We start from the raw sequence: 23,808 nt of genomic DNA, 5'->3' as shown, positions 1-23,808 counted from the left end.
TAATGAAAAATGGATTACATTCCGTAAATATCCGTAGCCGCAGGTCCGGCTAAACGGGGAGGGCACATGGGGCCAGTAAAAAACGCCGCAGCGGGCCTGTTTCCGTTGCGGCGTTTTTTTGTCACAAGTAGGCGCCTAGGTTGATGTCGGTTGTTGGGACCATGGGTTGGCCCGTCGGGTGCGGCTTGGCATTTTGGGTGCTTACGCGCTCGAGCAAGAAGGGACGCACGAGCTCCTGACGGTTAATGTCCTCGCTGGCCGTGACCGTGGTGACGGTGCGCGCGGCGGAGCCGATGCGGACTCGTTTGGTCTTGGCGGCAGGTTTATCCTCGATTTGCTCTATGAGCAATTGAACGCCCTTGCGGCCAATCTCGTAGCCCGGGGGCGCTACCGTAGTGAGCGGGACCGATCCGCTCCATGCAAGGGGGTTGCCGTCGCAGCCGGCCACGCGGACCTGCTCGGGGACGGAGATGCCTTTGTCGGTCAGCGCTGCGATAACGCCCGAGGCCAATACGTCGGTCAGGCCGATGACAAAATCGGGGCGCTTGTCATCAGGGCGCTCGGCAAGCTGGGCACCGATGCTGTAGCCGTCGGCAGCGGTATTCCATTCGCCGGCGTCGATGACTTCGATCTTGATATCGGGATGCAGGGCGAGGGCCTTGTGGATGCCAAGTACGCGCAAGGTGAGCTGCATAAATGCCGCTCTGCCCACAACGGTGATATGGCGTGCGCCACGGGCAACGGCGAGCTCGGCGATAATGCGGCCTTGTGCCTCGTTGTCGGCAGCCACGTAATAACCGGGCTCGGAGCAGTGGATGTCCAGATGGACGATCGGCACGGGCATCTTGGCCATGGCGGGGTGCCAGTCGGGGGACGCCATGGGCTGAACCATGACGCCGGACATCTGCGTGCCCATAAAATAGCGCAGGTAATGATCCTCGAGAATGTCGTCGTTATCGGCATTGGCGATGAGCAAGTCATAGCCGTGCTTGCGTGCCTCGTTGTGGGCACCGCTGGCAATCTGGAGCGAAAAGCCGTGGTCGAGACGGGGGAGGACAAGGCCAAAGGACTTAGTGGTGCCGCCGGCCAGCTGGCGAGCGCTTTGGTTGGGCAGGTAGCCAAGGCGATTGATGGTCTCGTTGATGAGCTTGAGGGTCTCGGGGCGCAGCTTTTCGGGGTGGTTGAGCGCGTTGGATACCGTGCCCAGCGAGACCCCCGCCTCGCGCGCGACGTCGCTGATTTTTACCTTTGCCATAGCGGCCCCTTTGATGCGTTTCAAGTACAAGGCAGATTGTAGCATCGCCCACCCCTAGGGTGTCAAAACCTGCCAATTAGGGACAGGTTTATTTTGGTAGGTTTTATCTGGGCAAACGCTGGAGCCCAAACCACCACAAAGGTGCCTGTCCCCATCGTGGTGGTTTGGGCATGTGTGCATCGAGTGGTATCTAAGTTGAGATACCACTTCTGGTATATCAGCTTGCGCTTGCGTGAGTACAATACTCGAACGTTATACGTCTCAGCGCCCCCTGTGCGTGGACGTCTTGCAGTCACGCGAACGAAGGGATTTATCCTATGTGCGGAATTGTCGGCTACACCGGCTCTGATATTGCAAAGAACATACTGGTCACAGGCCTTAAGCGCATGGAGTATCGCGGCTATGACTCCTCGGGCGTTGCGCTCGAGGTGGGCGAGGGCGCCGCGGCACACCTCGACGTCATCCGCCGCGTGGGCAAGGTTGCGGGCCTGGAGAGCGAGCTTTCCAACATCGACAGCGACGCTACCTGCGGTATCGGTCACACCCGTTGGGCCACCCACGGCAAGCCCTCCGTCGTTAACGCTCACCCCCACACCAGCTGCGACGGTCGTATCGCCATCGTCCACAACGGCATCATCGAGAACTTCGCCGAGCTGCGCGAAGAGCTGGAGGGCCGCGGCCACCACTTTAAGAGCGAGACCGATACCGAGGTCTTCGCGCATCTGATCGAAGAGGCTTATGCTGAGACGCACGACCTGATGGCCTCCGTGCGCGAGGCTTGCACCCACGTGGTCGGTGCCTATGGTCTGGCCGCCGTGTGCGCTGACGAGCCCGGCGTGATCGCCGTGGCCCGCAAGGATTCCCCGATCGTAGTCGGCGTGGGCGAAACCGGCTCCTATGTTGCTTCCGATGTCATCGCGCTCATCGACGCCACCCGCGATGTCGTGGTGCTCGAAGACGGTCAGTTTGCCAAGCTCACGCCCGCGGGCGTCGAGTACACCGACGAGGCCGGCAACGTTATCGAGCCCAAGGTCACCCACATCGACTGGGACCTAGACATGGCCGAAAAGGGTGGCTACCCCGACTTTATGCTCAAGGAGATCCACGAGCAGCCTCGCGTTGTGCGCGACACGCTGGTCGGTCGTATGACGCCGGCCGGCGAGCTCGACATCGACGAGCTGGGCCTTTCGCTCGAGGAGCTCAACGACATCGACCGCGTCTACGTGATCGCCTGCGGCACCAGCTACCACGCCGGACTCATCGCCAAGAACCTTATCGAGGGTTGGGCTCGCATCCCCACCGAGGTTGAGGCGGCCAGCGAGTTCCGTTACCGCAATCCCATCATTACGCCGACGACGCTCGTCGTTGCCGTGTCCCAGTCGGGCGAGACGGCCGATACCCTTGCCGCCATTCGCGACGCGCGCATCAAGGGCGCCAAGGTCTTCGGCATCACCAACGTGGTGGGCAGCCCGGTGGCGCGTGAGAGCGACGGCGTCATCTACACCAAGGCCAACAAGGAGATCGCGGTCGCCTCGACCAAGAGCTTTATCGGTCAGGTCGTGAGCCTTACGCTGCTGGCTCTGCTGCTGGCGCAGGTTAAGTACCGTCTGACCACCAAGCAGGCGCGCATGCTGTTCCGCGAGCTTTCCGATACGGCCGAGCAGATCCAGTGGATTTTGGATACCCAGACCGAGGCCGTTCATGAGGCCGCCCTGCTGTGCAAGGACGCGCAGTCGGCGCTGTTCGTGGGCCGTGGCATGGGTGCCGCTATTTCCTACGAGGGCGCACTCAAGCTCAAGGAGGTCAGCTACCTGCATGCCGAGGCCTACGCCGCTGGCGAGATGAAGCACGGCCCCATTGCCCTGATCGACCCGGGCTTCCCTGTCATCGCTGTGGCCACCAAGAGTGCCACCTACGACAAGACCGTGTCGAACCTCATGGAGTGCAAGGCGCGTGGCGCCAAGGTCATCGTCGTTGCCACCGAGGGTGACGAGGAGATCAACAAGATTGCCGATTGCATCATCCGCGTGCCGGCCGTCCGCGACGTGTTCAGCCCCATCACCGCGAGCGTCCCGCTGCAGCTGCTCGCCCGCGAGGTCGCCATCCTGCGCGGTTGCGACGTTGACCAACCTCGTAACCTGGCGAAAAGCGTTACTGTCGAGTAGTTGGTTCCGCCGTTCTAACGACCAAGGCCCGGCTCCGCGTCATCAGACGGAGCCGGGCCTTTTTGTACGGAGAAACCAGCACAAAGGTGCCTGTCCCCTTTGTGGTGGTTTTGGCAGGTTAGCGGAGCTTACTGGTCTCGAAGTACTCGGGGAACTGGTCCAGAACCTCGGTTTGGTTGCGGAACATCATGTGCAGGTGCTTGCTGACCAAAAAGCTCGCTTCGATGGGGTCGCGACCGGCGATAGCGCGGCGAATCTGCTTGTGCTCGTTCACGATGTCCTGATTGTCGAGAACCTGCGTGGCGGCGCGCAGCCAGCGGAAGCGCTCCAGGTCGGCATTGGTCTCTTCGAGCCACGACCACACGGTGCTGCGACATGCGATGCTAAAAATCATGTGATGCATGAGGTTGTCGCTCAAAAAGAAGCCGATGCGATCCTCTTCGGCCATGGCCTTTTCCTGCAGCACGATGGCGCGGTCGAGCTGCTCGATGCCGGCCGACGTGGCGCGCGCACAGCACTCCACAATCACCTGCTTTTCCAGATGCTCGCGGATGTAACAGGCACTCTCGGCAAGGGTGAGGTTGATGGGTGAGACGTAGGTGCCGCTCTGGGGCACGGTGCGCACCAGGCCTTCCTGCGCCAAGCGAACCAAAGCCTCGCGCACGGGCGTGCGCCCCATATCCAGGTCGTCGCAAAGTTGCTTGACGCCCAGCTTTTCGCCCGGCTTGTAGTCCAGGTAGACGATTTTGCGTCGAATGGTGTGGTAGGACTGGTCCTGTAGGCTCGTTTCCTGCTCGCCGACGTGCATCGATTCTTCCATAGCGCCTCGCAACTGTTCTATCAAACTCATATGTCAGTTGTTAATTATGCCGCGAATCAGCTTTCCGCGGTGGGTAATTCGGCTGTTGCCCAAGAACTATTGCGGCATCTTAGTCTTTGTTTACGCAAGGCTGCGCTCAATGTTGCCGTATCATAAGCCGTCGCAAACGTGAAAGAGAAAGAAGGAATCCCATATGCAACTGGCGAATATCGTACGCGAGCGCTGGAAGGGTGTCTTGTTCTGCCTGATCATCGCTATCCCCGCAACGCTGCTCGGCAAACAGATTGAGGTGGTCGGTGGGCCGGTATTCGCCATCCTCTTCGGCATGGTTCTGGCGCTCGTCTTTCCCAAGAATCGCCGCGAACAGCTCGCCGTCGGTGTCACCTATACGTCTAAAAAAGTCTTGCAGTACGCGGTTATCCTGCTTGGCTTTGGCATGAACCTCTCCCAGATTCTGTCCAAGGGCGCCCAGTCGCTACCGATTATCGTGGCGACAATCTCGACCTCGCTTGTCATCGCCTTTGTGCTCTGCCGCGTTATGAACGTGCCGAGCAAGATCGCGACGCTTGTGGGCGTGGGCTCGTCAATTTGCGGCGGTTCTGCCATCGCCGCGACCGCGCCCGTCATCGATGCCGACGATCGCGAGATTGCCCAGGCTATTTCGGTCATCTTCCTGTTTAACGTTATCGCGGCGCTCGTGTTTCCGACGCTCGGCGGTATGCTCGGGCTGACCAACGAGGGCTTTGGCCTGTTTGCCGGCACCGCCATCAACGACACCTCGTCCGTAACGGCTGCAGCGAGCGCTTGGGACAGCATGCATCCCGGCGCCAATGTGCTCGAGAGCGCCACGGTGGTCAAGCTCACCAGGACGCTGGCCATTATTCCCATCACGTTGGTCCTCGCATGCTGGCAGATGCATCTGGCGCGCAAGGCCGGCGGCGACGCCAAAAGCACGTTCTCGCTTAAACGCGCGTTTCCCATGTTTGTGCTGTTCTTTGTGCTGGCGAGCGTAATCACCACGGTGCTTCAGCTTCCCGTGTCCATCACGGCGCCCATCAAGGAGCTGTCGAAGTTCTTTATCGTGATGGCCATGGCGGCTATTGGCTTTAATACCGATATCGTCGAGCTGGTCAAAAAGGGCGGCAAGCCCATCGCGCTGGGCTTTTGCTGCTGGATTGGCATTGCGTGCATGAGTTTGGGAATGCAGCACGTGCTGGGAATCTGGTAGAGAAGTAGCTTATTCGCGTGCTGGTTGCTGGTTGCTGGTGAGCGCAAGCCTGCGGTGGAGCGATAGGAGCTCTTGCGGGTATGGCTTGTCCGCAGGTTTATAAGTCCCGAAGAGCTCTTATCGCCCCGCCAGGATGGCGATGCGGGGCAACACCTATACTCGCAGGACGGCGCTTTCTGCCCTATAGTGTTTGGTGAGCAATATCGTTCAATTTTGAAACACTCGGTCGTGCGACCGTCGGCGGTTGCACGTCGCCGCGGACAGGGGCAAATCATGGATAGCGATGCCAAGCTGAACATCTTGACCGAGGCCCTGGCTGCTGCCGGGGCCTCGGCATTGGCAATCGATGCGCGTGGGGATGTCGCGATTTCGACCATGAATGACGCGGCGCTTGAGCGGGATGTGGCGGCTTTTGTCGCTGAGCGCCTCGACCGTATAGGAGACGGCGCGCGTCTGGTTATGGGGCGTGCGGGTACGCGCCTGAGCCTGACCGTTCGCCCCACCGACAAAGAAGGCGGGGGCCTTTGGGTCGTCGTGGTCCGCGAGGTACGCGGCGCCGCGGCACATGCGGGCATCGAGTGGCTCAACGCCGACGAAGTTGAGGCCCGCTACGAATCGAGCGCGTACGGCATCGTTGAGGGGGCGGCCTCGGTAGCTGCGCCGGTCGCCGAGAGCTACGCGCGCGGTGTGCCCCTTATGCTCGAGGGCGAGCTGGGAGCGGGTCAGGTCGAGATAGCCAAGCGCCTCTATCTGGACGGTCCTTTTGCCGATCAACCCTTTGTTGCCGTTGCGCTCGATGAGCTTACCGATCGCGGTTGGCGCCACGTGCTCAAAAGCGCCGAATCGCCGTTGTTCCAAACGGGGCTGACACTTTGCATTGCGGGCTGGAATGCGGTTGGCCCCCAGCGCCTTCGCGAGCTCGTTTCCACGATGGCCGACACCGCGTTGGCGACGCGCTGCCATGTGGTGCTGACGGCGAATGACATGCCGGGCGGCAGCGAAAGTGATCAAGCCGCCTTTGTGACCGAGCGCTTCGCCTGTGCGGTGAGCGTGGCGCCGGCAATCGTCGAGCAGGGAGCCGCGTCGACGAAGGTTGCGCGCTATTTGGAATATCTCGCTGGTGCATTTGGGACGGCAGCGCCCACGCTGTCTGCCGCGGCGACGAAGGCGCTCGATGCTTACCGCTGGCCGCGCAACTATCTGCAGCTCCGCGAGGTCTCGGAACGACTGTATATATTGGTGGGGACGGGCACGGTGGATCGCGCTGTGGCGGAGGAAGTGCTAGCCCAAGAGGACGTGATTAAGACCGCAACCTTTGGCGCCCCGACACTCGAAAGCGACCTGTTTATCCTGCGACCGTTGGCCGATACCGAGCGAGATATCGCGCATCTGGTTGTAGATCATCTCCACGGCAACCGAACCCGTGCGGCGGAGGTGCTGGGCATAAGCCGAACAACGCTGTGGCGCTTGCTGAAGGACGATGACCGTTGAGCGAGGCGCCCGTGACCGCGCGCGACGCGTGTGCTACAGTCCAAAGCGTTATTGTTTCGATTTGGTTACGGCGTGCGGGGGCGTATGGCTGAGACTACAAAACCGAGCCGCAGAAGGCGGAGCGCCGCACCGGTCAACCGACGCACGACATCGGTGACGTGGGGCAAACACGCCTCGGGGTTTGATGGTTCGTTCAAGCGCACTAAATACGGCTATCCTTCGACAGGTGCCCGCTTGGCAATGCAGGCAGAGTCCTCGCTGTGGGACCGCAAACGCGTGGTGGGCTCAAAGCTCAAGCACGACGGCACGCTCGGCTACATCAGCCGCGGGGCGGCTCGTCGCAGCGGACTCAATCCGGCTGGTTGGCATCGTTATGTTCCGATCGCGGTCGTCGTTGCAGTGATCGTCATCGCACTCGCTGCGCTTGGCTACGCCGGCGGCGGCGCCAACTTGGACGCAGTGTTTAAATCGCCCGAGCTCGCGCATGCAGGCACAGAAATTGTCGAGGGCGCTCAGACCCAGACGAGCGTCGCGCCCCAGCGCGGTATCGTTGCGGCAGCCTCCACCATCGCCGACGCTCAAAAGGACGACGGCGAACAGGGCGACGGCGCCGAAACGACCCACACGAACGAAACGACGACAACTCCACCGGCAAGATAAGTTGCGAGCGGGTCCGCCGTTCGTTAGAACGGCGGGACTAATTACTTTACATACACCACGTTGTCGCGGCGGGGTTTGGGCTCGGGTAGCGTGTCTTCGGCATAGCCCAGAATGCAGTGACCGACACCGCGCAGGCTGCCGTCGGCGGGCAGGCCCCAGCTGGCCAGCAGCTCCAGGCCCTCGGGCGAGTCAAAGACCTCATGCGCGCGGTGAATCCAGCACGAATCGACATCCAGTGCATAGGCGGCGTTGAGCAAGTTGCCCATGGCGAGCGAGCCGTCTTCCAGATACGTGGGCACGCTGCGGTCAACCAGCACCACCACAACGGTCTTGGCGCCATAGAAGGGGTCGCTGTTGCTGCCCATGACCTGGGCGTTGAGCTGTGAGAGACGCTCGACGGTCGCGGGGTCGGTGACGGCGACAAACGTCACCGGTTGGCGGCCCATGCCGCTCGGTGCATATTGGCCGGCTTCGATAATACGTGCAAGCTTTTCGGCCTCGACGGGACGATCGCTGTATTTGCGGCAGCTGCGGCGATGGATGAGTGCTTCGATAGTCTCCATGGTGTCTCCTTGCGGTGGCGTTGCAGATGCCCCGTTCATACCCGTCGGGCTCAAACGATAGACGGTCAATTGCCCGGCCAAAAGGATAGATTCCAATTGGGAAAGTAGGTTTGCATAAAAGTACCTTCAGAATGTGACAAACAAATGGGATGGTTAAACGTTTTATCCCGTCTACCCTGCGGTTTTTTACCACTTGCCTAAATGACGAACGCATAACCTCTGATAAAGGTTTTACTAAAGGAGTACCAACGTTTATCAATGCGCCGTGGTGGCGCCGGGCCAGGAGGTAACATCATGTTCCAGGCTGGAGATGTCGTCGAGACCGACTTCGAAGGATTTCTGAAGCTGCTGCGTTCCAAGACGCGCGCTTTTGTGACGATTGACGATCACGAGTACTACATCACGCACACCGATGGCTATTGGCGTGTTCAGGATTGCGAGGCCCTCAACGACAAGGGCCACTTTACTGACTGCTCCGAGCTGGTCAACACGGTCTGCGAGGTCGTCGAGCTGCCGTGGATTGCCGGCAAGAGCCTGCATGACAGCTTCTCGGGCGCTACGGTCTATGAGGCCGTCGCCGCCTAGCAGCAAATAATCGATTTCCTCTCATGACCGCCGGCGCTGCCCCTGCGCCGGCGGTCTTTTTTGTCGATATGTTGTATAGCCTGTGCGCTGCGAACGAAGTCCTTGACGATAGTCAAAACTCGGACTAATCTGAAACTTCAATTAGTCAAAATTCGGACTATCGAATGGTGGGAGAGATGGATAGCGCGGTTACGTCGGTCGATTTTGACCGAATGCTCAACGGGCTCGACCGTATTTATTCAGAGTTCGCGCGTGCCTGCGGCCTTTCGGATTGCGCCCATTGGATGCTCGTCGATATCAGCACGGCGGACGAAGACGTTGCCGTGAGCCAGCTCACGAGCGAATGGTTCTATAGCAAGCAGACCATTAACTCGGCAATTAAAACCCTAACGGCGCGAGGGCTTGCGACGCTGGAATTTGCCGAAGGCAGTCGTAAGAACAAGGTCGTTTGTTTGACCGATGAAGGCCGGCGGTTCGCCGAGCAGTATGCGTTGCCGGCGGTTAAAGCCGAGCAGCGTGCCTTTGGCGCGCTCGAGCCCTGGGAACAGCGTGAGATTATGCGTTTGGTCGGCAAGTTTTCCCATGTGCTCAACGAGGAGTGCGAGGCGTTTAAACAGCAGATGGCCGCCGAGAGCCAAGCGGAAAATCAAGAAGAGGGGGAGACGTGCGACTCTTAATGAGGTTTATGAGGCCGTATCGCGGGCTGATTGCAGTGACACTGTTTGTGCTGCTGATAGATAACGTCGGCACACTGCTGGTACCTACGATGTTGGCGAATATGGTCAATACCGGCATCACGACGGGTGATGTCGACTACATCCTGCGCAACGGCCTGTACATGCTTATCGCGACCGGCATGGCCAGCGGTGGCGCGGTGCTGGGCTGTTATCTTTCGGCTCGCCTGGCGGCCAACGTGGCCTGTGACATTCGCAACGCCGTCTACGACAAGTCGCTCGAGCTGTCTGCCAGCGACTTTGAGCGCTTTGGCACCGGATCGATGATCACGCGCTCGCTCAACGACATCAACGTGATTCAGCAGGCGATTCTGCAGACCATTCAGCTGGTGCTGCCCGTGCCGTTTTTGGCCGTGGCGGGCATCATCTTCGCCTGGTTTATCGATCCTGCCATGGGCACGCTTCTGGGCGTCGTGGTTGCGATTGTGCTGGTGGCGGCGGTCTTTACGGTTGCCAACGCGGCTCCGATCTTTATGCGCTTGCAGAGCTTTATCGACCGCATGAACGTGGTGCTGCGCGAAAACATCGTGGGCGTGCGCGTCATCCGTGCGTTTAACAAGGAGCGTCACGAGGAGCGGCGCCTGGACGAGGTGTTCAGCGACTACGCCGCCAACGCCATCAAAGTCAACCACCTGTTTGTGGGCCTCGACAGCTCAAGCTTCTTTTTGATGAACATCGCCGAGGTAGCGGTGCTGTGGGTTGGCGGCAACCGCGTGGGCGCCCACGCCATGCAGATCGCGAGCATCTCGGCGGTGCTGGAATATGCGCTCCTGATCCTGTTCTTTGTGATGATGGCGCAGATGGTAGTGCTGACGCTGCCGCGCGCCGCGGCGTGCCTGAACCGTGCGCAGCAGGTGTTGGAGATTGAGCCGAGCATCGTGGACGGCGAGCGTACGCTGGGTGACGGGGCGCCTGCCTCCGGGGGCGATGCGGATGCGGTCGCTGAGTTCGATCACATGTCGTTTCGCTTTGACGATGCCGACGAGGACACCCTGTGCGACCTGAGCTTTGCCTGTCGTCGCGGTCAGACGACCGCGATTGTGGGCTCGACGGGCTCGGGCAAGTCGACGGTGGCAAAGCTTCTGCTGCGTTTTCACGATGCCACCAAGGGTGCCATTCGCCTGGACGGCGTCGACCTGCGCGAGCTTTCGCAAGACGAGATTCGCAGGCGCATTGCCTATGTGCCGCAGAAGGCGTGGCTGTTCTCGGGCACCGTGGCAAGCAATCTGCGCTTTGGCAACGAAGACGCGACCGAGGCCGATATGCTCCACGCGCTCCAGGTTGCCCAGAGCACCTTTGTGCTCGATCAGCCGCAGGGGCTCGATACCCCGGTGGCGCAGGGTGGCACGAACTTTTCGGGCGGTCAGCGCCAGCGCCTGGCCATTGCCCGCGCGCTCATGAAGCATGCCGATCTGTATATCTTCGATGACAGTTTTTCGGCCTTGGACTTTAAGACCGATGCAGCGCTGCGCCATGCGCTGCAGGAGGAGACGCGCGACGCTGCGGTGCTCATCATCGCGCAGCGCATCTCGACGATCTTGCATGCCGACCAGATCGTGGTGCTCAAGGACGGCGAGGTCGTGGGCCTGGGCACGCACGACGAGCTCATGGAAACCTGCGAGGTGTACCGCGCTATCGCGGAATCGCAGATGAAGGGAGGTGAGTAGCATGACCGAGGAGCTCAAGAAGTGCAGCGATGCTATCGATTCGAACGATTCGGACGCCGCTGAGAAAACGGTCGACCAGGCTGCCGCGGTGCTCGAGCTGGATGTCGCCATCAAGGCGGCCGAGCGCGAGGCTCGTCGCCAGGCGCTGTACGAGGAAAACGAGCGTGCCGAGGACGAACGTGCCCGTGCCGAGGCAGAACGTATGCGCGACGTGGACGACGAAGACGAGGACGAGACGCCCCGGGATACCTGGGCGACGGTGCGCCGCTTGTGGGGCGAGGCCGCCGGCGACCATTGGCGCTTTTACATCGTGTTTGCGAGCATCGTGTTCTACGTCATCTTTAACACCGCCGCGCCGGCGTACAGCGCTCACGTCATCGACGAGCTGTGGGGGCATATGCAGGTGGCGTTTGCCAACGGAACCACCTTCAACATCACCTGGGAGAACTGCGGCAAGACCATCTTCGTCTACTTTATGATCTGGACTGCCGCTGCCTCGTTCTATGCGCTCCAGAGCTTTTTGATGTCGAGCGTGGCCGAACGCCTCAACCTGCGTCTACGCAACCGCATCGCACAAAAGCTCAATCGTCTGCCGCTTGCCTTCTTTGACGCGCATCGTCCCGGTGAGGTCGTCAGCCGTGCGACCAACGACTTGGACAAGATGTCCGAGAGCATGCAGCGCGGATTGCTGCAGCTGCTTGTGTCGATCGGCACCGTGACGGGTGCCATCATCATGATGTTCGTCTATAGCGTTAAGCTCACGCTCGTCTTTTTGGGCTTCACGGCCCTGTCGCTGCTGGTGACCAAAGTGGTTTCGCGCCGCACGCATGATGTAACGGGCGAACGCCAGGAGTGGGTGTCCAAGATTACGAGCGCGGTCGAGGAGGGCTACTCGGGCCGTCTGGTGATTCGCGCGTTCAACCGCGAGCGCCAGAGTTCTGCCGAGGTACACGAGGCCTCGGGCGAGCTGGCGCGTGTGAGCGTCAAGGCCGACTTTATGATTAACGCTGTGGGCCCCGCGGTTCGCTTTATCGGTCGTCTGGCGCAGATCGTGATCGCGCTCGTGGGCTGCAACATGCTGGTGGCCGGTCAGATGACTGTCGGCGTGTTCCAGGCGTTCTTCCAGTTTATCTACGAGGCGTCCGAGCCCATGACGCAGCTCTCGTTTACCTTCAACTCGCTGCAGAGCGCGCTGGCGAGTGCGGAGCGCGTGTTCGACCTGCTCGATGAGCCCGAGATGGAGGCCGATCCGCAGCCGGGCGAGGCCGCCAAGCTGCCGGGTCGCGTGGAGGGCCGCGTCTCCTTTGAGCACGTGCGCTTTGGTTATTCGCCCGACAAGCCGCTCATGCGCGACGTGTCGTTTACCGCCGAGCCGGGCCAGAAGATTGCCGTGGTGGGAACCACGGGCGCAGGCAAGACGACGCTCATCAACCTGCTCATGCGCTTTTACGAGATCGACGGCGGCCGCATTACGCTTGACGGTGTGGATACGCGCCTCATGGATCGCGGCGAGCTACGGCAGCAGTTTGGCATGGTGCTACAGGACGCCTGGCTGTTCGACGGCACGATTGCCGAGAACATCGCCTACGGCTGCCCCGAGGCAACGCGCGAGGAGATTGTTGCGGCCGCTCGCGCCGCCCAGGTCGACTTCTTTGTGCGCACCATGCCTCAGGGCTACGACACGCGCGTAGCCAACGATGCCGAAAGCATCAGCCAGGGCCAGCGTCAGCTGCTAACCATCGCGCGCGTGCTGCTCAACAACCCGGCGATTCTCATCCTGGACGAGGCGACGTCGAGCGTGGATACGCGCACCGAGCTTGCCATCGGCCGCGCCATGGACGCACTTATGCGTGGGCGCACAAGTTTTGTGATCGCGCATCGCCTGTCGACGATCGTGGATGCCGACCTGATTCTGGTCATGGATCACGGCAATATCATCGAGCAGGGCACGCATAAGGAGCTGCTGGCAGTCGAGGGCGCCTACGCCGACCTCTATCTGAGCCAGTTCGCATAATGTGACAAAGGGACAGTCCCGCATGTCACATTGGAAACAAGGCGCGCCGGGGATTGATTCCCTGGCGCGCCTTTTGCGTCGGTGCCGATGTTGTTTTGTGCCGCTCGCGTTCCTAGTGCTCGTCCACGAGTTTGGCGACGAGGGCCTTAAGCTCGGCCACTTCTCGCTCGAGTTCCTTGACGCGACGGGCGTTTTCGGTGATGCCCTGGCGGTTGAGGGCGCTCTGCTCGGCGGCATCGTCGGGCATGTACTCGCGATGCTGCTTGGCGTCGAAGCTTTCCTCGAATACGCGGCAGCCGTTGCGCTTGATGATGCGGCCGGGCACGCCCACGACGGTGCAGTTGTCGGGCACGTCTTTGACGACAACCGAGTTGCCGCCGATTTTGACGTTGTTGCCGATGCGAATGTTGCCGAGCACCTTGGCGCCTGTGCCCACGGTGACGTTGTTGCCCAGGGTGGGGTGGCGCTTGCCGGTCTCGTTGCCGGTGCCGCCGAGCGTGACGCCCTGGTAGAGCACGCAGTTGTCGCCCACAATGGTGGTCTCGCCAATGACGACGCCCATGGCGTGGTCGATAAAGAAATGCTTGCCGATCTGTGCGGCAGGATGAATCTCGACGCCAGTGATATGGCGGGTGATTTGCGAGAGCACGCGGGCGAGCGAGCGATGTCCATGTTCCCACAGCCAGTGCTCGGGCACGTGGTTCCACTTGGCGTGCAGGCCGGGGTAAGAAAGGAAGATGACTAGGCCGTTTTGCGCGGCGGGGTCCTGTGCCTGGACGGTCTTGATGTCCTCGCGAATGGTATTGATAAAGCTCACCGGCCGCCCTCCCTTAGCGCCGCGACAATGCAATTCAATAAAGTATAGCGATTCGCTAGGGATTAGGAAGAGCAATCTTGCTCGGCTTTGCGCGACAGGTGTCAATTATGCAAACTTGCTGGTAATGAAGTCACGCTTTTGTAAGGTCGTGTGCGTTGCCGCGTCACAACCGTATACTGGTCAACTTGGACGTATCCGCGCCCACAACTGAGAGGTTTTACTTCATGGGTTTCATCAATTTTATCGCCGAGCTGCTCAAAGACCCGCGCACCGCGATCGCCAGCTGGATTGCCGCCGGCCCGCTTATGGCCTACGGCTGCGTGTTCCTCATTATCTTCATTGAGACAGGCGTGGTGTTCTTCCCGTTTCTCCCGGGCGATTCGCTGCTGTTTGCTTCGGGCTTCTTTGCTCATAACGGTGGCTTTAACATCGTGGCCCTGCTGGCCGTCGCATGGGCTGCTGCCATCCTGGGCGACCAGTGCAACTTTATGATCGGTCACTTCTTTGGCAAAAAGATCATCGCCTCGGGCAAGGTCAAGGCCATGACGCCCGAGCGCATCAAAAAGTCCGAGGACTTCTTGGACAAGTGGGGCCACCTGGCCATCTTCCTGGGCCGCTTCTTCCCGTTTATCCGCACCTTTGTGCCCTTTATCGCCGGCATGGGCGGCATGCATTGGCGCAACTTTGTCATCTTTAACGTGCTGGGCGGCATTACCTGGTCGACGGTCTTTACGCTGCTGGGCTACTTCTTTGGCGGCATTCCCTTTGTGCAGGAGCACTTTGAGCTGCTGATTATCGGCATCGTTGCCGTGTCGATCATCCCGACCGTGGTCGGTCTGGTTAAGGCTAAGCTGGGCAAATAGAACGCGTAGATCGAGCCGGCGCGCAAACCGTGCAGTTGAGGCCCGTCACCGCTTACGGTGGCGGGCCTTTTTGCTTCGGTCAAATGAAAATACTTTAGTTAGTTAAAGAAAAACGTTTTATCCGACGCGCGTGCGGAGTACAATCTCGTGCATGCGAATCGACGTGCCATCGGCTTCGATGCCGTTCGCGTGTCCCGTCCGGCTCTACGCTCCGGGCGTGCGACGTTGCGACGCGGTCGGCCCCGGTCCTTGCGTGCAGGTTCGCGAGTTTGCAACTGTGTATGTAAGGAGCGACACATGACTGTCGAGAAGAAGGATATCGATTGGGGTAGCCTCGGCTTTGGCTACATGAAGACCGATTACAGCTATGAGGCTCATTGGAAGGATGGCGAGTGGGACGAGGGCGGCCTGACCACCGACCACACCCTGCACGTCTCCGAGTGCGGCGGTATCTTCCACTACTGCCAGGAGGTCTTTGAGGGCCTGAAGGCCTACACCGCCGAGGACGGCAGCATCGTCTGCTTCCGTCCCGACATGAACGCCGAGCGCATGTATAACTCTGCCCAGCGCCTCGAGATGCCCCCGTTCCCCAAGGACAAGTTCGTTGAGGCCGTCAAGCAGGTCGTTTCTGCCAACGCTGCTTGGGTTCCGCCCTTCGGTTCCGGCGCGACCCTGTACGTGCGTCCGTTTATGATCGGTTCCGGTGACGTGATCGGCGTGGCTCCCGCTCCTGAGTACACGTTCCGCATTCTCGTGACCCCGGTCGGTCCGTACTTTAAGGGCGGCCTTAAGCCCGTCAAGCTGCGCGTTTCCGAGTACGACCGCGCCGCACCGCACGGCACCGGCAACATCAAGGCCGGCCTCAACTACGCCATGTCCCTGAAGCCCACGATGGAGGCTCACCGCGAGGGCTATGCCGAGAACCTGTATCTCGACTCCGAGTCCCGCACCTATGTCGAGGAGACCGGTGGCGCCAACGTCCTGTTCGTGAAGGAGGACGGCACCCTCGTCGTTCCCCAGTCGCACACCGACTCCATCCTGCCCTCCATCACCCGTCGTTCGCTCGTTCAGGTTGCTCAGGACCTGGGCATGACCGTCGACCAGCGTCCCGTCGAGTGGGCCGAGGTCAAGGCCGGCACCTTTGTTGAGTGCGGCCTGTGCGGCACCGCTGCCGTTATCTCCCCGGTCGGCGAGATCGACAACAAGGTCTACGGTGCCGACGAGACTGTGACCTTCCCGGCTGGCTACACCGAGATCGGCCCTGTGATGAAGAAGCTCCGCGAGACCCTGACGGGCATCCAGTCTGGTGCTGTTGAGGATAAGCACAACTGGGTTTACACCGTGGCGTAAGCTGCCATAGCTGTTCGGCCCGAGGGCAACCTTCCTTTCCGGCGCGTCCTCGGACATGAAAGAACCTCCGCTGCGCACTTCGTGCGGCGGAGGTTCTTTCGTCCTGCGGAATGCGCCGGAAAGGAAGGTCGCCCTCGGGCCTGCGTGAGCCCGGCACTTACGAGACGGGTAATGATGGGTCTGAATAAAAGATGGTGCGCGGCCTTTTGGCCGCGCTTTTTGTATATATGGGCCGTGCGCCCCGTTTTCTTTGCTGCTAAGGCTTTGCCGTAGTTGCGGCCGAAGATGAGGCCGGCTAGGAGTAGGGAGACTCCCAGGCCCATGTGGAAAACGGCGATGAAGCGGTCGGGGCGATGCCGCTCGAGCGCAGGGCGATGCCGCTGTCCATTATGAGTTCACTATAAGGCACTGGGTTTACCGCCGCTGCGTTAGCGCGCAACCCCGCGACCATGGCTCGTGCGGTAAATACAGTGCCATTTTGCGCATTACTACGTCTGATAAAATTGAGCCCACATACTGTATTGCATCATGCAAGCAAGGAGGAGCCGTGCGCTACGCAGACCTCATCGACGGGAACGTTACGGAAAGCGAGCTTAAGGCTTATTTGGTCGAGGGCGAAAACGTGGCGGTTACGGTTCGCATATCCAAGAACATGCGCGACGTGGCCAAACAGGCCGCCGAGCTTACGGGCGTGAGCTTCACCAAACTCATGTCCGGCGAGATCGAGGTCTAGCCATGCTGATGAACAACGAAGAGTACAAGGACGCTTTTAATCACATCGTCCTTATCGTCAATCAGGCACGCGCCAACGCTGTGCAAAAAGCATCCTCCGAAATGGTGCGTATGTACTGGCTTATCGGCAATGAGGTTGTCGCGCGTTCCGAATGGGGCAACAAATTCATCGACACTCTTTCGCAAGACATCCGCTCCGCTTTCCCCGGAATCAAGGGCTTTTCTGTCCGCAGCCTCAAGTACATGGCAAAGTTTGCGCGCGAGGTTGACTCAGAATTGTGCAATAGCTATTGCACAATTCCCTGGGGACACATCGTGAAGCTCCTGGACAAGACTGAACCGGGCGCCCGTCGCGAATGGTATAGGAATGCCATTGTCGAAAATGGATGGTCGCAAGCCGTTCTCGACCATCAGATCGATCTAAAGCTCTATGAGCGTCAGGCGCTCGCGGGCAAGGCCACCAATTTTACGCGCACTCTGCCCGCGCCTGAAAGTGAGCTTGCTCAACAAGTGCTCAAAGATCCGTACGTTTTTGACTTCATCACTGCTAAACAAGGGCTAAAGGAACACGACATCGAAGAGCAGATGGTTTCCAATGTGACCAAGCTCTTGTTGGAGTTGGGAACAGGCTTTGCGTTTATGGGGAGGCAGTATCACCTAACGGTCGGCCAAGAGGACTTCTACATAGACTTATTGTTCTACAACGTCAAACTGCGAAGCTATGTAGTCATTGAGTTAAAGAACGAGAAGTTCAAACCGGAGTTTACCGGACAATTGAGCTTCTATGTTGCTGCCGTGGATGGTGAGCTTGCTAACGAAGGGGACAACCCCACGATTGGCCTTTTGCTTTGTAAGGAAAAAGATAACGTGGTGGCTGAATACTCGCTCAGGGACATTGCGGCGCCCATAGGCGTGAGCGAGTATCGGCTTGGGGATGTGCTGCCGGAGCAATACCTCGAATACCTACCGACGCCAGAAGATCTGCAGACAAGAATCTAGGAACTTGTCATGTCCAAGAACCGTTATTCCGAAGAAGAGGCTGTGCAGAAACCAGCAGGCGAGCTGCTCGCGAAACTTGGATGGGACGTCCAGTACTGCTTCGATGAGGAAAAGCTTGGGCTGTATGGCACACTTGGGCGCGAGAGCTACCATGACGTGCTGCTTAGGCGCGATTTGGAAAGCGCACTGACCGAACTTAATGAATGGATGGATGAAGCCGACGTCGCTGAAGCGATCAAAACGCTCGAGCACACGTTTGTGGGCGATTCCCTGCTTCAGATCAACGAGGCCAAGTACAACATGCTGCGCGACGGCATTCCCGTACGCAAGCTAAACGCGGACGGCACACCCCGCACCGAGCTTGCGCAAATATTTCACTTCACAATCCCCTTCGTATCGTGTTCGTGTGTGCCATGTGGCTCACCGGCTTTGACGTGAAGCCCCTGTCGGTGATGTATTTCGACAAGCCCATGAAGGCACACGGCCTTATGCAGGCCATCGCGCGCCAATCGCGTGGCCGAGGGCAAGAGCAACGGCCTTATCGTGGACTACATGGGCGTGGTGAAGGCGCTGCGGCAGGCACTGGCCGACTACACGCGCGATTTAGGTGACGACCGCGATCCGGTCGATGTGGTGGTGGGCAAGGACGAACTTATCAGGCGTATTGGGGAGCTGACGGGGCAGATCACTTCTTTTATGAGCGATCGGGGCTTTGAGTTGGAAACACTTCTCGCCGCAGACGGCTTTGGAAAGCTCGAGGCAATACAAGACGCCGCCGATGCCATGTTCCCTCCCGGCGCGTCCTCGGACATGCAAGAAGCCCTCGCTGCGCACTTCGTGCGGCGAGGGCTTCTTGCGTCCTGCGGAGTGCGCCGGGAGGGATGGTGCGCGGCCTTTTGGCCGCGCGTTGTGCGGGGATACGAAAAGGGCCCAAGGTTTACGCCTTGGGCCCCAAAGGGTTGATGAACTGGCTTAAGACTCTGCCTTGTTGTTTAGAACTTGACGGTCGGGGCCTGACGGGCTGCTTCGGCGGCCTCGAAGCCCTGGCGCTCCTTAAACTGGAAGATGCCGGCAAAGATGACAGCCGGGAACGTCTGAATGGCGTTGTTGTAGCTGAGCACGCAATCGTTGTAGCTCTGGCGTGCATAGCTAATCTTGTTCTCGGTATCCTCGAGCGATGCCTGCAGCTGCGTAAAGTTGGTGTTTGCCTTAAGATCGGGGTAGGCCTCGGCCACGGCAAAGAGTTGGCGTAGCGCACCGGTCAGCACGTTGTCGGCTTCCATCTTGGCCTCGGGCGTGGTGGCCTTGACGGCGGTGTTGCGCGCGCTGATCACGGCGGAGAGCGTCTCTTGCTCGTGCTTGGCGTAGCCCTTGACGGTCTCGACCAGGTTGGGGATCAGGTCGTTGCGGCGCTGCAACTGCGTATCGATGTTCTGCCAGGCGTTATCGATGCGGTTACGCTTGGTGACCATGTTGTTGTAGATGCCGGCGATGGCGCAGACAATCACAATGACAACAACGATGCCGATGATGACGGTAATCATGATGTCTCCGTTTCGAATGGCCGCGGCGGCATGCGCCAGCTGCCGTTGGTATAACGCTACTAGTATACCCGCAACGTTTTGCCGTGCCGAACTTTCCGGTAAGCGTTATGTTTTCGGTGGGGTTGGCACTGGGGCAAAGCGCGCGAGGTACAGGTGTAAGATATGCGACAGATTGACGAGTGTTGTCTTTGCCCTGAGGATGGCGATACCAGTGGACCTTCGCATCAAGAAAACCTACCGTGCCCTGTTCGATGCCTTTACCGAGCTTCTCGAGGAGCATCGTTTTGAGGACCTGACGGTTGCCATGCTGTGCGACCGCGCCATGATTCGCCGCACGACGTTCTACAAGCACTTTCGCGACAAGAACGATTACTTTGCCTTTTATATCGATGAGCTTATGTCGGGTTTGCCGCAAAAGCGGGTTGGCGAGGCCGGCGCAGTGTCTGCCGAGGACGTGCGCGCGCTTCGACACGCGATTTTGGACGATGCCATGGATTTGATTTTGGCGCACGAGCAGCTCATGGATAACATTTTGGCAAGCAGCATGTCGGGCATGCTGACAAACGTTATTTGCGACCGCATTGCCCGCTCCATCCGCGAGCGTGTGATGAACGTGCTTGCCGAGGATGCCCTGGCCCCCGTGTCACTCGAGACGACGTCTGAGTTTGTCGCCGGCGGTATTATTCGACTTTTCACGATATGGTGGGAATCGGGCCACGATCTTGAGCGTCGACCTGAGATAGCCGACGTGGTCGATGCGCTGTTCGAGCGAACCATGACGCCGGTGCATCACTAAAAGTGGCGGAGAGAGGGGGATTCGAACCCCCGGAACGCTCTCGCGCTCAACGGTTTTCAAGACCGCCGCATTCAACCGCTCTGCCATCTCTCCGTGAGTCGTAATGATAGCATCGTTTTGAATTTGCAACAGGGAAGGCGAACGATGACGATCACCGAAATCGACGAGAAGTTCATGCGCGAGGCGTTGGCGGAGGCGCGAGCCGCCGCGGCGGTGGGCGAGGTGCCTATCGGAGCCGTAGTGGTGCGCGACGGCGAGATCGTCGCGAGGGCGCATAATCGTCGCGAGCTCGACCAGGACCCTTCGGCGCATGCAGAGTTCGCGGCCCTGTGCGCCGCTGCCCAGACGCTTGGCCGCTGGCGCCTTTCCGACTGTACGGTCTACGTGACGCTCGAACCCTGCTGCATGTGCGCGGGGCTTATGGTCAACGCGCGCGTGGGGCGCTGCGTGTATGGCGCGAGCGACGCCAAGGCGGGTGCGTTGGGATCCCTATACGATTTGAATGCCGACTCGCGCCTGAATCATCGGTTTAACGTGACGGCTGGCGTGCTGGCAGACGAGTGTCGTGAGGTGTTGAGCGGCTATTTTAGTGGGTTGCGTGGCACCGATGGTACTGGCTGCGGTTGCGGGGCCGATCTTGAGGCACATGCCGCCCATGCCGAGGCGCTTGCGTGTGCCGAAGAAATCGCCGTTGAGGTGGTCGATTTTGGTGCCGCGTGCCGCCGGCCCCGCCGTGTGCTGTTGGCGATCGACTCCTTTAAGGGTAGCGTTTCGAGCGCGCAGGCGGAGGCGGCGGTTGCCGAAGGCGTGCGCCGTGTGTGGTCCGATGCCCAGGTGGCCACGTTGCCGCTGGCAGATGGTGGTGAGGGAACGCTCGATGCCGTTGCCGCGTGCGGCGGTGAGATTGTGACCTGCGAGGTGGCAGGCCCCTTTGGCGACCGCGTGTCCGCCCGGATACTGGTGGACGGCGAGCACGAGTCGGCTGTTATTGAGATGGCCGAAGCCGCAGGCATCGGGTACTCGCCTTGCACGGAGTCGTCGGCGCTGGCCGCTACAACCTATGGCGTGGGCGAGCTCATGCTTCGCGCGGTTCGCACGGGCGCAAAGACTATCTATATTGGCTTGGGCGGCAGCGCCACCAACGACGGTGGCGCCGGCATGCTGCAGGCGCTGGGCGCGCGTGTGGTCGATGAGCACGGCCGCGATATCGCTCCCGGTCTCGCGGGTCTCGAACACGTGGTGAGTATCGATTTGGCGCCAGCGCTTCGGGCGCTGAACGGCGTGCGTGTCGTGGTGCTTTCCGATGTCGAGAACCCACTCGTGGGACGCCGAGGTGCCCTAGCGGTGTTCGGTGGGCAGAAGGGCCTGCCGACAGATGATACCGAGGCGCTACGCAGGTACGACAGTTGGATGGTCGGCTACGGTCGTTTGCTCGATGCGGCGATTGCCGGAGCTCGAGCCCAGGGGTTGATGCGCACACCCGAGGGCGCACGGACATTTGGCTCGGTGCTCGGCGTGCCCGGTGCCGGTGCTGCGGGCGGCCTAGGTGCTGCGCTGCTGGCGCTCGGTGCGGAGCTGCGCTCTGGCGTGGAGACGGTGCTCGATCTCGTGGGATTTGACGAGCGCGTGCGCGATGTCGACCTGGTCATAACGGGCGAGGGCAATATGGATGAGCAATCCGCTGCCGGCAAGGCGCCGGTGGGTGTGGCTCGTCGTGCGAAGCGATATGGCAAGCCGGTGGTCGCCGTCGTGGGCGGTCGCGCCGTCAACCTGGATGCGGTGTATGGGCAGGGCATCGACCTTGTACTGCCGATCTGTCGCAAGCCCATGCCCCTCGACCAGGCGCTCGGTGTGCAAGAGGCCACAACCAACCTCATCTGCGCCGGCGAGGCAGCCGCCCAAGCCTACGACCTCGCCCGCCTCTAAAACCCATCCCCTCGATAAGTTGCGGTGAAATACGGAGTGTTTTTGCCTTTAAGGCGCCAATTCAGTCCGTATTCCACCGCAACTTCGTGAATGGTCATCCGAGGCTGGCCGCCTTGGGCCTTGGGTCGGACCGTTTGCCACGAAATGCGGCCATCTACTACGTTTGACCGAGCTACCTCGACCATCCCGGATTTTGTGAAATTAAAACCGCAGGTAGAGAGCTTGCCGATTTCCGAAAAAGCCGGCTATGGTTGACCCCTGTGACCAAAACGTAGTAGATAGGCCCTTTTCGTGGTGCAGCGTCAGACCGGTCTTTTTGGGTCGGGGCTTTCTTGACTACTTTCGCCACTCTGATGCCCCCAGTCAAAAAGTAGTCAAAAAAGCCCCGTCCCAAATTAGCTGTCTTGCCCCATCGGGCGGGAGCAGGTAAGATATACCGAGCGCCTAGCGCGTTCGATGGGTTCGGATGACGACATGTTCCGAATCTGGTCAGGTCCGGAAGGAAGCAGCCATAAGGAGCCTCTGTCGGGCATCCGAATCCATCGAGTGCGCAGGCGCTTTTTGGTGCCGCGGCTACCCGCGAGTGCCGGCAGGGCGCTTGGTGTCTCGCTGGTCCTCGGCTTTGCCTGCGGGATCGCTCGACTACCAAGCGCCCTGCCGGCACTCGCGGGTAGCCGACCAAAACCACCTGAAGGGTCACATTTATCTGAATAATTTAATCCCGTGTCTTTTGCTGCTCGTTGGCGTTGTTTGGGCATTGATGGCTACGTGGTTCAAGAGGCGGCGGTGCTGTTGCTTGAATTTTTGTAGTTAAAGAGGCCCGTTTCCCTAGGTGGGGAAACAGGCCTCTTTTTGTCTCTGGGCTTGTGGATTGGCGAAGACAATAACCGCTGGCGGCTATTTTGAGTTCCTGATGCGGCGTGTGGCTGTGGCGGTTATTCCGAGGCCTGCGGCGGCGATTGCCGCGAGTGCGATTGCACTCGGCGCTGCATCTCCCGTGTTCGCGAGCTTGCCGGCGGTCGTATCTGCTTGCTTGGTGGAGCTCGATGGAGCGTATTTGCCGGTCGCGGGCGAGCCGGTGGGCTGCGTCGTCTCGGTCGGTTGCGTCGAGTTGGAGGGAGGCGTCGTCTCGGTCGGTTGCGTTATCTCGGGCGAGGCGGTCTTGTCCGCCGCGGCCTTTGCCTCTTCGTATGCCTTGCAGGCGTCGTCATAGGCCGTTTGCGCTCTTTTCAAATCGTCGAGGAGCACATCCCGCTTGGCTGTTTCTCCGTCGAGATGGGTTTTATTAAACTCCACTTCGCTTTCAAAGAAATAAATCAGGCTTTTATGACTTTCGAGGCGCATTCGGCAGTGCTCAAGCTCATCTTCACAGGAATTTTCTTGCATTATTGCCTCTGTGATCGCCTCTTGCAACTGCCGAATAGTTTCGGCAGGAGTCGTGTAGTCGATTTTATTTAATTCTGCCTCAAGGGCTCTTGTCCGGTTGTGGGCCTTATCGCATTCGGCTTGAGCTGCATCGACGTTCGCTTGCATGGTAGGAAGGGATTGGTAGCGCGCAGAGATGTGGTGTAAGAGGCGGGGCATGCCCCGCCTCCGCCC

At 59.8% G+C, this 23,808-nt stretch carries 22 protein-coding genes, 1 tRNA gene and 1 other RNA gene; 17 read left to right on the top strand and 7 right to left on the bottom strand.

Annotation, left to right across the window (positions count from 1 at the left end; all coding sequences use genetic code 11):
• Positions 1-121: 121 nt before the first annotated feature.
• Entirely contained in the window at positions 122-1,255 is a 1,134-nt protein-coding gene (locus DW754_RS07515) for a LacI family DNA-binding transcriptional regulator (RefSeq protein ID WP_233508907.1), read from the bottom strand.
• 317 nt (positions 1,256-1,572) lie between these two features.
• On the opposite strand from DW754_RS07515, the gene glmS reads away from it, so the two are divergent.
• Complete coding sequence (gene glmS / locus DW754_RS07510) at positions 1,573-3,420, top strand: glutamine--fructose-6-phosphate transaminase (isomerizing) (RefSeq protein ID WP_117582939.1); 1,848 nt, start codon at positions 1,573-1,575, stop codon at positions 3,418-3,420.
• Positions 3,421-3,538: 118 nt separating this feature from the next.
• Here glmS and DW754_RS07505 read toward each other — a convergent pair whose 3' ends face one another.
• On the bottom strand, positions 3,539-4,240 hold the full coding sequence (locus tag DW754_RS07505; RefSeq protein ID WP_050766156.1) for a GntR family transcriptional regulator: 702 nt from the start codon (positions 4,238-4,240) through the stop codon (positions 3,539-3,541).
• A 193-nt stretch (positions 4,241-4,433) separates the two neighbouring features.
• Here DW754_RS07505 and DW754_RS07500 point away from each other — a divergent pair, with 193 nt between their 5' ends.
• The 3 genes from DW754_RS07500 to DW754_RS07490 all read left to right on the top strand — a co-directional run bounded on the left by DW754_RS07500 (position 4,434) and on the right by DW754_RS07490 (position 7,619).
• Entirely contained in the window at positions 4,434-5,468 is a 1,035-nt protein-coding gene (locus tag DW754_RS07500) for a YeiH family protein (RefSeq protein WP_117759250.1), read from the top strand.
• Positions 5,469-5,741: 273 nt separating this feature from the next.
• Entirely contained in the window at positions 5,742-6,959 is a 1,218-nt protein-coding gene (locus DW754_RS07495; RefSeq protein WP_117759252.1) for a helix-turn-helix domain-containing protein, read from the top strand.
• A gap of 84 nt (positions 6,960-7,043) precedes the next feature.
• On the top strand, positions 7,044-7,619 hold the full coding sequence (locus DW754_RS07490; protein WP_147336389.1) for a hypothetical protein: 576 nt from the start codon (positions 7,044-7,046) through the stop codon (positions 7,617-7,619).
• Positions 7,620-7,660: 41 nt separating this feature from the next.
• Here DW754_RS07490 and DW754_RS07485 read toward each other — a convergent pair whose 3' ends face one another.
• The gene (locus tag DW754_RS07485) at positions 7,661-8,182 is read right to left on the bottom strand and encodes a nitroreductase (RefSeq protein WP_117759256.1); all 522 of its coding nucleotides are present in this window, start codon (positions 8,180-8,182) and stop codon (positions 7,661-7,663) included.
• A gap of 294 nt (positions 8,183-8,476) precedes the next feature.
• On the opposite strand from DW754_RS07485, the gene DW754_RS07480 reads away from it, so the two are divergent.
• The 4 genes from DW754_RS07480 to DW754_RS07465 all read left to right on the top strand — a co-directional run bounded on the left by DW754_RS07480 (position 8,477) and on the right by DW754_RS07465 (position 13,182).
• Positions 8,477-8,767 carry a hypothetical protein gene (locus DW754_RS07480; RefSeq protein ID WP_055251737.1) on the top strand — a complete coding sequence of 97 codons (291 nt, stop codon included), beginning with the start codon at positions 8,477-8,479 and terminating at the stop codon, positions 8,765-8,767.
• 176 nt (positions 8,768-8,943) lie between these two features.
• On the top strand, positions 8,944-9,444 hold the full coding sequence (locus DW754_RS07475; RefSeq protein ID WP_117759258.1) for a MarR family winged helix-turn-helix transcriptional regulator: 501 nt from the start codon (positions 8,944-8,946) through the stop codon (positions 9,442-9,444).
• On the top strand, positions 9,444-11,168 hold the full coding sequence (locus tag DW754_RS07470) for an ABC transporter ATP-binding protein (protein WP_117759260.1): 1,725 nt from the start codon (positions 9,444-9,446) through the stop codon (positions 11,166-11,168). Before DW754_RS07475 ends, DW754_RS07470 begins: the two co-directional genes overlap by 1 nt.
• Before the next feature lies 1 nt (position 11,169).
• Positions 11,170-13,182 carry an ABC transporter ATP-binding protein gene (locus DW754_RS07465; protein WP_199411471.1) on the top strand — a complete coding sequence of 671 codons (2,013 nt, stop codon included), beginning with the start codon at positions 11,170-11,172 and terminating at the stop codon, positions 13,180-13,182.
• Positions 13,183-13,294: 112 nt separating this feature from the next.
• Here DW754_RS07465 and cysE read toward each other — a convergent pair whose 3' ends face one another.
• Positions 13,295-13,999 (bottom strand): serine O-acetyltransferase, encoded by a 705-nt coding sequence (gene cysE / locus DW754_RS07460; RefSeq protein WP_117759262.1) that lies wholly within the window; start codon positions 13,997-13,999, stop codon positions 13,295-13,297.
• 224 nt (positions 14,000-14,223) lie between these two features.
• On the opposite strand from cysE, the gene DW754_RS07455 reads away from it, so the two are divergent.
• The 6 genes from DW754_RS07455 to DW754_RS11080 all read left to right on the top strand — a co-directional run bounded on the left by DW754_RS07455 (position 14,224) and on the right by DW754_RS11080 (position 18,906).
• Positions 14,224-14,862 (top strand): VTT domain-containing protein, encoded by a 639-nt coding sequence (locus tag DW754_RS07455; protein ID WP_117759264.1) that lies wholly within the window; start codon positions 14,224-14,226, stop codon positions 14,860-14,862.
• 297 nt (positions 14,863-15,159) lie between these two features.
• Positions 15,160-16,212: a branched-chain amino acid aminotransferase gene (locus tag DW754_RS07450; protein WP_035138743.1), complete on the top strand. Its 1,053-nt coding sequence runs from the start codon at positions 15,160-15,162 to the stop codon at positions 16,210-16,212.
• Positions 16,213-16,759: 547 nt separating this feature from the next.
• Positions 16,760-16,945: a hypothetical protein gene (locus DW754_RS07445; protein ID WP_117759266.1), complete on the top strand. Its 186-nt coding sequence runs from the start codon at positions 16,760-16,762 to the stop codon at positions 16,943-16,945.
• Positions 16,946-16,947: 2 nt separating this feature from the next.
• Entirely contained in the window at positions 16,948-17,943 is a 996-nt protein-coding gene (locus DW754_RS07440) for a YhcG family protein (protein WP_117759268.1), read from the top strand.
• Between the two features lie 9 nt (positions 17,944-17,952).
• Positions 17,953-18,381: a type I restriction endonuclease gene (locus tag DW754_RS07435; protein WP_117759270.1), complete on the top strand. Its 429-nt coding sequence runs from the start codon at positions 17,953-17,955 to the stop codon at positions 18,379-18,381.
• A 75-nt stretch (positions 18,382-18,456) separates the two neighbouring features.
• Positions 18,457-18,906: a hypothetical protein gene (locus DW754_RS11080; RefSeq protein WP_199411472.1), complete on the top strand. Its 450-nt coding sequence runs from the start codon at positions 18,457-18,459 to the stop codon at positions 18,904-18,906.
• 29 nt (positions 18,907-18,935) lie between these two features.
• Here the strand turns inward: DW754_RS11080 and DW754_RS07425 are convergent, their stop codons facing one another.
• Positions 18,936-19,487 carry a LemA family protein gene (locus tag DW754_RS07425; RefSeq protein ID WP_082421874.1) on the bottom strand — a complete coding sequence of 184 codons (552 nt, stop codon included), beginning with the start codon at positions 19,485-19,487 and terminating at the stop codon, positions 18,936-18,938.
• A 211-nt stretch (positions 19,488-19,698) separates the two neighbouring features.
• Between DW754_RS07425 and DW754_RS07420 the strand changes: the two genes are divergently transcribed.
• Positions 19,699-20,283 carry a TetR/AcrR family transcriptional regulator gene (locus DW754_RS07420; protein ID WP_158561641.1) on the top strand — a complete coding sequence of 195 codons (585 nt, stop codon included), beginning with the start codon at positions 19,699-19,701 and terminating at the stop codon, positions 20,281-20,283.
• A 3-nt stretch (positions 20,284-20,286) separates the two neighbouring features.
• Here the strand turns inward: DW754_RS07420 and DW754_RS07415 are convergent.
• Positions 20,287-20,376: transfer RNA gene (locus tag DW754_RS07415), tRNA-Ser, on the bottom strand.
• Positions 20,377-20,427: 51 nt separating this feature from the next.
• Between DW754_RS07415 and tadA the strand changes: the two genes are divergently transcribed.
• A complete protein-coding gene (gene tadA / locus DW754_RS07410) occupies positions 20,428-22,209 on the top strand; it encodes a tRNA adenosine(34) deaminase TadA (RefSeq protein WP_117759272.1) in 1,782 nt (593 codons plus the stop codon).
• Between the two features lie 453 nt (positions 22,210-22,662).
• An RNA gene (ffs, locus tag DW754_RS07405) (signal recognition particle sRNA small type) lies at positions 22,663-22,758 on the top strand.
• Between the two features lie 348 nt (positions 22,759-23,106).
• Here the strand turns inward: ffs and DW754_RS07400 are convergent.
• On the bottom strand, positions 23,107-23,808 hold a 702-nt coding region (locus DW754_RS07400; RefSeq protein ID WP_233508949.1), incomplete at its 5' end, for a hypothetical protein.

The organism is Collinsella sp. AM29-10AC, assembly GCF_003469085.1.
Taxonomy (GTDB): Bacteria; Actinomycetota; Coriobacteriia; order Coriobacteriales; family Coriobacteriaceae; genus Collinsella.
Note: the sequence above shows the minus strand (reverse complement) of the source record. Positions and strands in the feature narration are given on the sequence as shown.